This is a genomic window from Leifsonia sp. NPDC056665 (assembly GCF_042791795.1).
In the GTDB taxonomy this organism is placed as follows: Bacteria; Actinomycetota; Actinomycetes; order Actinomycetales; family Microbacteriaceae; genus Leifsonia.
Genome location: NZ_JBHTXK010000030.1, coordinates 1 through 12173, shown reverse-complemented (window position 1 = coordinate 12173; position 12173 = coordinate 1). Strand labels below are relative to the sequence as shown.

Below are 12173 nucleotides of genomic sequence, written 5' to 3'. Positions count from 1 at the left end.
GTCGCTGCTCACCTCATCGGTCGATCTACTTCTGCATCTTCTCCGGGTGACGCGTCCTCGGCGAGGACACCCGGAGTCGATGCGAAGATGTCGAGCCCGAGCGAGTGGGAGAGGAATCGCGCGGCGCGCTGCCCCCGCACGCTGTTGCCGGCTGGGTCGAGGCGTGGGGAGAAGGTTCCGAGTCCGCCCTTGCCCGGAGCAACCGTGACGATTCCGCCCGAGACACCGCTCTTGGCAGGGATGCCCACCTCGAACAGCCAGTCCCCCGAGAACTCGTACAGTCCGCTCGTCGCCATCACGGCGAGCGTGTCGCGACAGACGGATGCATCGATCACTTGCTCGCGGGTGATCGGGTTGACACCTCCGTCAGCGAGAGTGGCGGCCATGACGGCAAGATCCTCTGCGGTCACCAGGAGCGAGCACTGCCTCGTGTAGACGTCGGTCGCCTCCACCGGGTCGAACTCCATCCGCCCATAGCTCTGGAGGAGCCGGGCGATCGCCATGTTGCGCTGGTTGGTGGCCGACTCCGATGCGTAGACATCGCGGTCGATCTCGAGCGGTCGCCCGGCGAAGCGTGAGAGCCCGCGTTGCACGAAGTCCCACTTCTCCGCGGCCGTCGAGCCGGGCGCGAGGCTCGTCGTCGTGATCGCGCCGGCGTTCACGAGCGGATTCCTCGGGTCGCCGTCGCTCAGTTCGAGGGCCATCACGGAGTTGAACGGGAGGCCCGTGTTGTTCACGCCGACCCGGCGCGACACTTCCGAGTGGCCGAGTTCGTGGCAGACCAGGGCGAACACGAACACCTTGGAGATCGATTGGATCGAGAAGGTGTGGGCGGAGTCGCCGACACTGGTCGTGAGCCCATCGACACTGCACACGCTGATACCGAAGAGGGCCGGGTCTGCTTCGCCGAGCGTGGGGATGTAGTCGGCGACCTTCCCGTCATCCAGGCCGCGGTAGCGCTCGTGGGCGGTCTCGATGAGTGCGTGGACCCGCCCGACATCCGGAAGGGTGCCGGTGGAAACGGCCTTCTCCTGCGCGGGCAGTTCGTCCCGATGGACGGCGTCCGTCGAAAAATCGGGCAGCGGTGTCTGTCGTTCGATATAGGCCATCCGGTCCTCCCTCACGATCGCCCCAGGGCAACCAGGGGCGCCCCTGCACGCACATGATAGCTCCGCGATCTACCGCCTCTGTCGTCTAGCTCTGCAGGATGGGCTTCCACGCACCCATGGCGACCTCCTCAGAGGACCCGTCGACACCGAAGCGGTCGAACCAGGAGGTCTCGAGCAGCGGCGATGCTCGCGCGGAGGGTGGCTCTCGTCACCGTCCCGGGTCGTGAAGCCCGCGGTCGTGATCTGCTGCGACCACCATCACCCGCGCATACTCATCGAGCCACTGCTGCTCGAGCACGGGGTCGAGTTCGCCGACCAGCACGTCGACGCCGAAGCCTTCCTCCAGGGCGACGAAACCGCGCGCCAGCACCTCGGCCGGCTGCCGGAGACGGAAGCGCCCCGACGCCTCGCACTCGCGCAGCACGCGCTCGTAGAGCGCAGCCTGTCGCGCGATCAGTGCAACGTGCTCGGCCGCCGCCGCGTCGTTGCGCAGCACGATCGGCGTCAGCTCGTAGAGCAGGCGGCTGGCCTCCTCCGCGTGGCCGGGCCACGGGATCCCGGACCGGATGCACGCGGCGAGCTTCGCCTCCGGGGAGTCCGCGGCCTGCACATGGGCCTCGCGCAGCGCGATGTACTCCTCGCCGCCCTGGGCGAAGGCGGCGGTGTACAGCTCCCGCACGTCGGGGTAGTAGTAGAGCACCGAGGCGGAGGTCAGGCCGGCCTCCTCGGCGATGTCGGCCAGCCGCAACCCGCTCGCCCCGTGCCGGAGCACTGCGCTGGAGGCTGCGGCGATGAGCTGGTCGCGACGTTTGGTCTGTTCCTTCGGCCGGGCCATACGTCGATAGTGACACACCGGCGCGAGCCGGGAGGGAGTCCTGGCCGAACGCTTGACAGTTGCGAGTTAATTACATAAATTTCGTTTAATTTATTCGTCGCCCCTCGAGGGGCCTTCGCGGAATCCGGTTGATGATGACCCGACCCCTGTCCCTGGCCCTGGTGCAAGCACCAGCAGCCCCGCACCACGACGTCGGCGCGTTCGCCGAAGGGCTCGGGCGCCTCACGCGCTCGCTCCCCGGCACGCACCTCTTCGCCTACCCTGAGCTGCACCTCGCTGACGCCGGGGCCGACGACGCTCCGTCCGACGCCGCCGAGCGCATCGAGGCGCTCGCCCAGCCGCTCGACGGCCCGCTCGACCGGCAGCTCGCCGAGGTCGCGGGCGACCTCGGCGTCTGGCTGATCCCCGGCACCTTCTACGAGCGCGGGGAGGACGGGCGGGTGTACAACACCGCGACGGCCTACTCCCCCGAGGGTCGCCGCGTCGCGTCCTACCGTAAAGTGTTCCCCTGGCGCCCGTACGAGACGGTCGCCGCCGGATCGGACTTCGTCGTGTTCGAGATGACCGGCCACGGCCGCGTCGGACTGTCGATCTGCTACGACGCGTGGTTCCCCGAAAGCAGCCGCCAGCTCGCCTGGATTGGGGCGGAGCTCATCGTCAACGTGGTCCGGACCCCCACCGCGGACCGCGCCCAGGAGGTGACCATCGCCAAGGCGAACGCCATCGTGAACCAGGTCTTCGTGGCCAGTGTCAACGCGGCCTCCCCGGACGGTATCGGCCGCAGCCTCCTGGTCGATCCTCAGGGGCGCGCGCGGGTGGAGTCGTCGAGCTCCGAGTCCGTGGTGCTCACCGACACGATCGATCTGGACGAGGTCGGGCTGGTCCGCCAGTTCGGCACGGCGGGGGTCACCCGGCCGTGGCGGCAGTTCGACGGGGACGACGCGAGCATCGAGCTCCCGCTCTACGACGGCCGCATCTCGGCGTCGCGCTGGGCTCCGCGCTCCGCGATCCTCGAGGAGGTCGGCGCATGAGCGCGACACCGCACCTGAACGCCAAGCTCTCGCTGTCCTCCATCGTCCTGTTCGGCGTCGCCTACATGTCGCCTGCGATCGTCATGCTGACCTTCGGCGTCATCGCCGGCGCGAGCAACGGTACGTCGCCGACGTCGTACATCATCGCGGCCGCCGCGATGTCGCTGACCGCTCTGAGCTACGGGAGGATGGCGCGGCTCTACCCCGCGTCGGGCTCCGCCTACACCTATGCGCGCAGGACCATCGGCGCGAATGTCGGCTTCCTGGTCGGCTGGGCGATCCTACTCGACTACTTCTTCCTGCCGATGGTGGCGTGGCTGATCCAGTCCGTCTACCTCAACGCGCAATTCCCCGGCGTGCCGGTGTGGGTCTGGCTGATCATCAACATCGTGGTCACGACGATCGTCAACGGCCTCGGCATCGTGCTGGCCGACCGTGTCAACAAGACGCTGATGACGCTGACCGGCCTCGGCATCGCGGCCTTCATCGTGCTCTGCGTCGGCCACCTGACCACGACGCATGTGGCCTCGGTCACCGCGCCGCTGTGGAACTCCACCAGCACGATCGCCGCGGTCTCGGCCGGTGCTGCCATCGCGGCATACTCGTTCCTCGGGTTCGATGCGATCAGCACGCTGAGCGAGGAGACGGTGAACCCGGAGCGCAACATCCCGCGCGGCATCTTCCTCGCCGTCGTGATCGGCGGGCTGATCTTCGTGGTCGTCTCGTACGTCATGCAGCTCGTGCACCCCGGCGGAACCTTCAAGGACCCGTCGACGGCCTCCTACGCGATGTCCGTCCTCGTCGGCGGCAAGGTCTTCGCCGACATCGTGAACCTGGTCATCATCGTTGGCGGCTTCGCGTCGGCCATGGCCATCCAGGCCAGCACGAGCCGGCTGATGTACGTGATGGGCCGCGACGGCGTGCTGCCGCGGCGCTTCTTCGGCCGACTCGACGCCCGGTTCAACACGCCGCTGCTGAACCTGATCCTGATCGGCGTCGTCGCGATGTTCGGACTCGGGCTCTCCCTCGACACAGCGACGTCGTTCATCAACTTCGGTGCGTTCCTGACCTTCACGATGGTCAACGTCTGCGTGATCGTCCACTTCGTCCGACAGCGCCGGAATCACGAACGTCCGTCGATCACGAAGTTCCTCGTCCTGCCGGCCCTGGGCGCACTGGTCGACCTCTACCTGCTGACGCAGCTCGGACCGATCGCCCTTTATCTCGGGATCGGCTGGCTGATCATCGGCGTGCTCTACCTCGCGGTGCTCACCCGCGGCTTCCGTCGCCGTCCGCCGGAGATGCGCGCAGACGACACCGACGTCGCCGACCGGCGGGAGCCTGTGCCGGAGAGCTGATCGGGACCGTCTGCGCCCGCGCGTCGCCAGGCGCGCGGGCGCAGACGGTCGATCTCGGCCTGCCTCCACGGTCAGTTCTGCATGACGGGCTTCCAGGCGCCCGTGGCGACCTCCTCGGACGACTCGTCGACGCCGAACCGGTCGAACCGGAAGGTCTCGAGCACCGGTGACGGCGCTCCCGTCAGGATCTCCTCGGCTGCGAGCTCACCCAGGGCGAGGCCGAGCGTCGCGCCCGAGTGGGTGAACAGCGCGTAGAGGCCCGGGATCGAGGGGACCGGTCCGACCACCGGCTCACCGTCGCCGGGGATCGGCTTCAGCCCCGCCCCCACCCGGTTGACCGTCAGGCTCGGGTTTCCGCTCAGGACCTTCGATGCCTCCTCGAGCAGCCCCTGTACCGACTCTTCCGGGATCACGAGCGATCCGTCTGCCGCGATCACGATCGACTGCTCCGCCCAATCGGCGTCGAGGACCAGGCGTCCGTCCGGGGTGGGCCGGATCGCGACGCGCGGGGTGTTGAGCACCGTCGTGACTTCGACCTCCACCGGGTCGGTGAACACGACGAAGGCGGCAGGGGTGGAGTCGGGGACCGTCACGCCCAGCGCTGCGAGGTCGCGAGGGACGCTCGGACCGGTCGCCAGTACGACATGGTCGGCCGACAGGCGTGTGCCGTCCGCCAGGACAACGCCGGCGGCTTCGCCGTCGACGATGTCCACGCGGGCCTCTCCGACGCCTTCGCGGATCGTCGCGCCGTGCTCGACCGCCTCCGCGGCGAGCGCGGCGATCACGTCCGGCAGGCTGACCCAGCCTTCGCCGGCGTTGAAGATGGCACCCTCTTCGGCGACGGAGGCGACATCAACATCGGGGGCGAACCGGGGCACGTCCGCGCGGTCGACCCAGACCGAGTCGTAGCCGTTGGCGCGCTCGAACGCGAAGGTCTCGCGGAAGCTCTCGCCCTCGCCGGCCCACTTCATCGCACCGTCGAATCGCACGAACCGGTGGCCCTCCGGATGACGCTCGCGCCAGGTGCGATAGCGGTCGAGCGCGACGAGCCGGAGGTAGTGGTACTCGGCGGTGCGATCCCCCGACGAGTTCATCCAGGCGATCGACCGGCCGGATGCTCCGTCGGCGAGGGCGCCGGCGGTGACGAGTGTCACCTCGGCGCCGCCGCGCGCGAGGTGGGCGCAGGTCGAGGCGCCGAGGATGCCACCGCCGACGACGACGACACGGGAAGGGGCGTGGGGGACGGACATGGTACTCACTTTCGGTTCAGGATGTGGATGGTGTCGATCAGTTCGAGGACGGCGAGGCTGTCGCGCGGGTCGACGGGGAGCGGGGCATCGTCGGTGAGCGACTGCGCGAGCCGCCGGTAGAAGCCGGCGTAGTCGCCTGGTGCGAGGGGGACCTCGGCACGGTCCGTGCCAGTGCCGATCAGGGCCCGTGAGCCGGACGCCCCGAATCGTTCGGCGCCAGGGCGCAGACCGGCTGCGAGCTGATCCTCCTGCGGGTCCAGACCGGACGAGAGGAATCCGGAACGAGAGCCGAGGACCCGGAACCGCTCACCGGTCACCGGGGCGACGGCGCTCATCCAGAGGTGGCTCGTCGTGCCGGACGCGTGCTCCAGCACGACGAACACGTCATCGTCGGCACGACCCCCGCGACGGTTGCGCACGTCGGCGTGCCCGACCCGCGCCGGCCCGAACAGGACGAGCGCCTGGTCGATCAGGTGGGCGCCGAGGTCGAACAGGATGCCGCCGCCGTCACCCGTCGCGGTCTCCGACTTCCAGGAGGAGTCAGGGGACGGCTTCCACCACTCGAACCGCGACTCGAAGCGCCGCACCTCTCCGAGCGCGCCATCGTCGACCAGCCTTCTCAGCGTCAGGAAGTCGCCGTCCCACCTCCGGTTCTGGAAGACCGTGAACGGGACACCGGCCGTCTCGGCGCGCCGCACGAGCTCGCGACCCGACGCCGCATCGGGCGCGAAGGGCTTGTCGACGACGGTGGCCTTCCCCGCCTCCACCGCGGCGGTCGCGTGAGAGACGTGCAGCGGCGTCGGCGACGCCACGACCACGAGGTCGATCCCGGGATGCGCGAGCAGCGTATCCACATCGGCGACGGCTGACGCGTCCGGGTGATCGGCCTGCAGCCGGGCGGTCTGCGAGGTGACGACCGCCGTGAGCTCGAAGGCGGGATCGGCCGCCAGCAGCGGGGCGTGGAACACGCGGCCCGCCACGCCGTAGCCGATGAGGCCGACGCGGATCGGCGATGCGCTCACAGCACTTCCGACAGGAACCGCTGGAGGCGCGGGCTCTCCGGCCGCTCGAAGAGGTCGGCGGGGCGGCCGGTCTCCACCACGCGTCCCTCGTCCATGAAGACGACCTGGTCGGCGACCTTGCGGGCGAAGTTCATCTCGTGCGTGACGACGACCATGGTCATCCCGCGGCGCCCGAGATCCGCCATCAGATTCAGGACGCCCTTCACGAGCTCCGGGTCGAGCGCGCTGGTGACCTCGTCGAACAGCATGACCTCCGGCTCCATCGCGAGCGCTCGCGCGATAGCGACGCGCTGCTGCTGACCGCCGGAGAGGTCGCGCGGCCTGTGGTCCATCCGCGCGTCCAGACCGACCTCGGTCAGGCGCTCCTCGGCGACGCGCCTGGCCTGATCCCTTGGCAGCTTCTTCACCGAGCGCAGGGCGAGCATCACGTTCTCGAGCGCGGTGTGGTCGGGGAACAGGTTGAAGTGCTGGAACACCAGCCCGATCCGGCGGCGGAGCGCATCCGGCTTCGTGCCGAGGATGCTCTCGCCGTCGAGTCGCATGTCGCCCGACTTCGGCTCGTGCAGCCGGTTGATGCCGCGCAGCATGGTCGATTTGCCCGACCCGGAAGGCCCGATCACGCAGGTCGTCGTGCCGGGTGCGACCGACATGCTCACGCCGCGGAGGACGTCGACGTCGCCGTACGCCATCGTGAGGTCGACCAGCTCGAGAGCCGAGCCACGGAAGTCCGGCTTCGTCTGGGCGGGAAGAGGAGAGGTGTAGGTCATGTGTTGCTCCCGAGGGTGATCGGCGCAGGGGTCTGCACCTCGTCCAGCTCGTCCAGGCCGCTCCTCGGCGTGGTCGGCTTGCGGCGGCCGGTGCGGAACCGGTTGTCGAAGTGGTTCACCACGTGCGTGAGCGGCACGGTGATGACCAGGTAGAACAGCCCGGCGAGGACCAGCGGAGACAGGTTGCCGGTCAGCACGGCCGCGTCCTGGCCGACCCGGAACAGCTCGCGCTCCCCGACCAGGAGGCCGAGGAAGTACACGAGGCTGGAGTCCTTCACGATCGCGATGAACTGGTTCACCAGGGCTGGGAGGACCCGACGCACGCCCTGAGGCACGACGACCAGGCGCATCGCCTTGCCGTAGCTCAGGCCGAGCGCCCGGCACGCCTCCAACTGGCCGCGGTCGACGCTCTGGATGCCGGCGCGGAAGATCTCGCCGATGTAAGCCGACGCGATCAAGGAAAGCGCCAGGATCCCGAGCGGATAGGGTGACGGGCCGAAGACCGACTGCGAGAACCGCGCGAACCCCTGCCCGATCAGGAGGATGGTCAGGATCGCGGGGAGTCCCCGGAAGACGTCCGTGTAGACGCGCGCCGGGATGCGCAGCCACCGCGACGTGGAGATCCCCATGACCGCGAGGACCATGCCGAGCACGACGCCCAGCACGGTCGCCGCGGCGGAGATGATCAGCGTGTTCACCAATCCGACGCCGAGCAGCTGCGGGAAGACCTGCAGCATCGACGGGAGGTCGAAGAAGGTGTGTGTGATGGTGTCGAGCCAGTTCATGGGGGTCCCTGACGGACTACTTGCTCGGGGTGGGGGTCGAGGTCTGCTCGGCCTTGGGAAGGTACTGTTCGGGCATCGGCGAGCCCGGGAACCACTTCTGGTAGAGCTTCTTCCAGGTGCCGTCCTCCATCGCCGCGTGCAGCGCAGTGTTCAGCGCGGCCTTGAGCTTGGGGTTACCCTTCGCGATCGCGAAACCGGCCGGCGCGTCGAACGAGGGGATGTCGTCGGCGTCCTTGAGGTCCGGGTACTGCGCGATGTAGCTCTTCACTGCTTCGTAGTCGAGGAAGTGCGCGTCGATCGAGCCGCTGTTCAGCGCCGACACGGCCGAGTTGTTGTCCGGGAAGCGCACAAGGCTCGCCTTCGGGAAGTGTGCGGCCGCGTAGGTCTCTTGCAGCGTCCCCTGCACGACGCCCAGGCGCTTGCCGTCCAGGCCCTTCGCGGAGTCGATGCCCGAGGTCTTCGTGGTGAGCACGCTCAGGTACCCGGCCAGGTATCCGTCGGAGAAGTCGACCGTCTTCTTGCGGTCGGCGGTGATGCCGATTGCAGCGACGCCGACGTCGAACTGGTGGTTGGCGACGGCGGAGAGGAGGCCGGAGAAGTCCTGACCGGTGAAGACCGCCGTGCCGAGTCCGGCGCGCTTGGCCACGTCGGTGAACAGCTCGACATCGAAGCCGGTGAAGTCGCCCTTGGCGTCGGTGAAGGTGTACGGCTTGGCGTCGCCGAGGCTGGCCACGCGGACCGTGCCCGCCTGGATCAGCCCGTAGGGGTTGCCTTGCGTTGCGGAGCCGGTGGCGCCGGCGGCCGAACCCGTGCTGCCGCCGGCGGAACAGGCGGAGAGGACGAGGGCGGCTGCGGCGACGGCCGCGAGGAGGCCGGCCGGCCGGAGGATGGTGCGTCGATTCACTGCGGGGTCCAATCGTGCGTTGGGCGGTTCGGCGGGACGCAGGGCGGTCCACGTCGATGTGGTTGCTGAGACCGGTCTCAGTTGGTTAGGCTGAGACCGGTCTCAGTTGGTTTTCTGGGACACTACCCCACGCATCGCCGGTTCGTCAACACAGCGAGCTACGGTGAGACGGGCGAACGGAAAGGCGGCATGGATGAGCCCTCAGCACCCGACACGACGCGCGGCGACGGTGGCGGACATCGCCAGAGCGGCGAACGTCTCGAAGGCGACGGCGGCGAGAGCGCTCGGCGAATACGGCCAGGTCAGTCAGGCGGTCCGCGATCGCGTGCTCGCCGCAGCCGAAGAGCTCGACTACCGTCCGAACGCCCTCGCGAAATCCATGAACACCGGCCGGTCGAACACGATAGGCGTCGTCGTGGGCGACATCGAGAACCCGTTCTTCGCCCTGGCCATGCGCGGGATCTCGGACGTCGCTAGCGCCGAAGGCTACTCGGTCATCCTCATCAACTCCGACGAGAACGTCGAGGCCGAAGAGGAAGCCCTGGAGGTCCTCCTCGACAACCAGGTCGACGCGGTGATCGTCGCGCCAGCGTCGTCGGCGCGCGTCGAGCACCTGACCAGCGCCGCGCGCGCAGGGCGGCCGCTGGTCCTGCTGGATCGCCGGGCCAACGGCGAGGGGTACGACTCCGTGACCGTGGACAACCGCTCGGCGGCCGAGGCGGCGACCGAGGAGCTGCTGCGCCACGGCCACCGCAGGATCGCCTTCATCTCGACGCACGAGTACTCCCACTCGACGTACCGGAGAGGCGAGGAGATCACCATGTCCTCCGTCTCCGATCGCGTCGAAGGAGTCCTGCATGCACTGGACGCCGCGGGCATCGAGGCGCCCGAGCAGTACATTCGTCTCGACGCGCGCAGACGGGGTGTCGATGCCGTGACGCGGGAGCTTCTCGGCGAGGAGCGACCGGTCACGGCGATCATCGCGTCGGACAGCCTCATCGCCATGGCGGTCTTCGCCACGATCCGGGCCGAAGGGCTGCGGATCCCCGAGGACGTCTCCCTGATCGCCTTCGACAACCCGGAGTGGACGGCAGTGACCACCCCTCCGCTGACGGTCGTGGAGCAGCCGATCTACGACCTCGGCGCTGCCGCCGCACGGCGCGCGCTGCAACGGGTCCGCGGAGAGTCCGTCGCCGAACCGGCCGTGGTCTTCGGAACCCGGCTGGTAGACCGTGGCTCGGTGGGCGCCGCTCCCGAGTACGCCGCGGAGGGCGGTCGCTGAAAGCGACCAACGACCCGCGTCGGCGGCTCGTCCGCAGCCCCGGTAGGCGTGCGGCTCCTACTTGCCCACGCCTCCCGCCAGCCCGCGCACGAAGTAGCGCTGGCAGACGAAGAACAGGATGACCATCGGCAGAGCCGCCATCACCATTCCGGCGAAGACCACCGGGTACTGGGTGCCGTTCTTCGACATCATGTCGGCGAGACCGACGGGAAGGGTCTGCACCCCGGTGCCGCTGGTGAAGATCATGGCGAACAGGTACTCGTTCCAGTTCTGCAGCACGTTGAGGACGATCGTGGTCGCGATGATCGGCAGGCTCATGGGCAGGATGATGCGCCAGAACGTCGCGGCTCGCGATGCGCCGTCGATGGAGGCGGCCTCGTCGACCTCGCGCGGCAGGTCGAGCATGTAGGCGCGGATGAGGAAAACCGTGAACGGGATGCGGAACGCGGTGTAGAGGATCAGCAGTCCGAAGAAGGAGTCGTACAGCCCCCAGGCCTGGAACAGCTTCACCAGCGGGATCAGCGCGACGGTCGGTGCGAGCATCAGCCCGGCCAGCACGACGATCGTGAAAGTGCGGTTGAGCGGGATGTGGACCCGCGTCAGCCCGTACGCCGCCCAGGCGCTGACCAGCTCGGTGATGAGCGTCGCCAGCACTGTCAAGGACACGCTCGTGAGGACGAAGTCGCCGACGCCCTGGCTCCACGCCGTGGCGAAGTTCTCCCACAGCCAGCGGCTCGGCAGGGCGAACGGGTCCCCGAACAGCTCCGCGTTCGTCTTGAGGGCGTTGGTCACCATCCAGAGCAGCGGATAGAGGACGACGACCGCGAGGGCGACGAGGAGGGCCCACATCGCGACGACGCGGACGCCGCGGCCGAACCGTGCGAGGGCTACCATTCCACTCTCCTCCTGCGTGAGTATGCGAGCTGTGCTGCAGCGAGCAGCAGCGTGATGACGAAGATGGCCACGCCGATCGCGGCCGCCGAGCCGAAGTCGTTGGTGACGAAGCCGGCATGGTAGAGCCACGTGCCGAGCACCTGACTGGAGTTGTTCGGTCCGCCGCTGGTCATCACCATGACCTCGTTGAAGACCTGGAACGCGCCCGAGATCGTGACGATCATCATCAGACCGGTCATCTCGCGCACAAGCGGGAGCGACACCTGGAAGAACCGGCGGAACGGCCCGACACCGTCGAGGTTCGCGGCCTCGTAGAGCTCTGTGGGGATGCGCTGCAACGCCACGGAGAACAGCAGCACGCTGTAACCGAAGCCCTGCCACTGGCTCATCGCGATGACGGCGAAGATCGCCGTGCCCTCGTGGCCGAGCCACGCCTGCGAGAACTGGCCCAGCCCCAGATTGTCGAGGAAGACGTTCAGCATGCCGGTCTGCGGCTGGTAGATGAAGTAGAAGAGCAGACCCGCAACGGTGAGCGAGATCGCCGACGGGATGAAGTAGATGGCGCGGAACGCCTTCCGCCACCGCTCGCTCCGCACGCTCTCGACGATCGCCGCGAGAACGAGGGCGCCGAACACCTGGAAGACGATCGAGAGCCCGGCGTACCAGCCGTTGTTGCCGAGCGCCCGCCAGAAGATCGGGTCCTGTGCGAGATTCGCGTAGTTGGCGACGCCGACGAAGGTCTGCTCGCCGCTGTAGATGTTCCACTTCAGGAAGCTGAAGACGATGTTCTGGATCAGCGGCCAGTAGACGAACACCGCGAGGACCGCGAGCGCCGGGATCAGCCAGATCAGCCCCCGCCAGCGGGCCGGCCCGCGTCGGACGACCCGCGGTGCGGCGTCGCGGGCCGGGGGCGCCGTGCGGCCGCGCTCGATGCGC

At 68.4% G+C, this 12173-nt stretch carries 12 protein-coding genes; 3 read left to right on the top strand and 9 right to left on the bottom strand.

Translation table 11 applies throughout. The features are described from left to right. Positions 1–8 precede the first annotated feature (8 nt). The gene (gene glsA, locus ACFQ9V_RS18835) at positions 9–1109 is read right to left on the bottom strand and encodes a glutaminase A (protein WP_382460648.1); all 1101 of its coding nucleotides are present in this window, start codon (positions 1107–1109) and stop codon (positions 9–11) included. 208 nt (positions 1110–1317) lie between these two features. Then, the gene (locus ACFQ9V_RS18830; protein WP_382460647.1) at positions 1318–1944 is read right to left on the bottom strand and encodes a TetR/AcrR family transcriptional regulator; all 627 of its coding nucleotides are present in this window, start codon (positions 1942–1944) and stop codon (positions 1318–1320) included. 131 nt (positions 1945–2075) lie between these two features. On the opposite strand from ACFQ9V_RS18830, the gene ACFQ9V_RS18825 reads away from it, so the two are divergent. Further along, positions 2076–2975 carry a carbon-nitrogen hydrolase family protein gene (locus tag ACFQ9V_RS18825; RefSeq protein WP_382460646.1) on the top strand — a complete coding sequence of 300 codons (900 nt, stop codon included), beginning with the start codon at positions 2076–2078 and terminating at the stop codon, positions 2973–2975. After that, on the top strand, positions 2972–4333 hold the full coding sequence (locus ACFQ9V_RS18820; RefSeq protein ID WP_382460645.1) for an APC family permease: 1362 nt from the start codon (positions 2972–2974) through the stop codon (positions 4331–4333). Before ACFQ9V_RS18825 ends, ACFQ9V_RS18820 begins: the two co-directional genes overlap by 4 nt. A 71-nt stretch (positions 4334–4404) precedes the next feature. Here ACFQ9V_RS18820 and ACFQ9V_RS18815 read toward each other — a convergent pair whose 3' ends face one another. Genes ACFQ9V_RS18815 through ACFQ9V_RS18795 form a run of 5 tightly spaced genes read right to left on the bottom strand, consistent with a single transcriptional unit; the run spans position 4405 to position 9061 of the window. After that, positions 4405–5583, bottom strand: coding sequence for an NAD(P)/FAD-dependent oxidoreductase (locus tag ACFQ9V_RS18815; RefSeq protein WP_382460644.1), 1179 nt, complete (start codon positions 5581–5583; stop codon positions 4405–4407). Between the two features lie 5 nt (positions 5584–5588). Continuing rightward, positions 5589–6605 carry a Gfo/Idh/MocA family oxidoreductase gene (locus ACFQ9V_RS18810; protein WP_382460643.1) on the bottom strand — a complete coding sequence of 339 codons (1017 nt, stop codon included), beginning with the start codon at positions 6603–6605 and terminating at the stop codon, positions 5589–5591. After that, entirely contained in the window at positions 6602–7372 is a 771-nt protein-coding gene (locus tag ACFQ9V_RS18805) for an amino acid ABC transporter ATP-binding protein (RefSeq protein ID WP_382460642.1), read from the bottom strand. The genes ACFQ9V_RS18810 and ACFQ9V_RS18805 overlap by 4 nt, the downstream gene beginning before the upstream one ends. After that, complete coding sequence (locus ACFQ9V_RS18800) at positions 7369–8157, bottom strand: amino acid ABC transporter permease (RefSeq protein ID WP_382460641.1); 789 nt, start codon at positions 8155–8157, stop codon at positions 7369–7371. Before ACFQ9V_RS18800 ends, ACFQ9V_RS18805 begins: the two co-directional genes overlap by 4 nt. 16 nt (positions 8158–8173) lie before the next feature. Continuing rightward, entirely contained in the window at positions 8174–9061 is an 888-nt protein-coding gene (locus ACFQ9V_RS18795; RefSeq protein ID WP_382460640.1) for an ABC transporter substrate-binding protein, read from the bottom strand. Positions 9062–9254: 193 nt separating this feature from the next. On the opposite strand from ACFQ9V_RS18795, the gene ACFQ9V_RS18790 reads away from it, so the two are divergent. Continuing rightward, a complete protein-coding gene (locus tag ACFQ9V_RS18790; RefSeq protein WP_382460639.1) occupies positions 9255–10343 on the top strand; it encodes a LacI family DNA-binding transcriptional regulator in 1089 nt (362 codons plus the stop codon). Between the two features lie 57 nt (positions 10344–10400). Here ACFQ9V_RS18790 and ACFQ9V_RS18785 read toward each other — a convergent pair whose 3' ends face one another. Further along, positions 10401–11237, bottom strand: a complete 837-nt coding sequence (locus ACFQ9V_RS18785) for a carbohydrate ABC transporter permease (protein WP_382460638.1) — start codon at positions 11235–11237, stop codon at positions 10401–10403. Continuing rightward, positions 11231–12169 carry a carbohydrate ABC transporter permease gene (locus ACFQ9V_RS18780; protein ID WP_382460677.1) on the bottom strand — a complete coding sequence of 313 codons (939 nt, stop codon included), beginning with the start codon at positions 12167–12169 and terminating at the stop codon, positions 11231–11233. The genes ACFQ9V_RS18785 and ACFQ9V_RS18780 overlap by 7 nt, the downstream gene beginning before the upstream one ends. Positions 12170–12173: the final 4 nt, after the last annotated feature.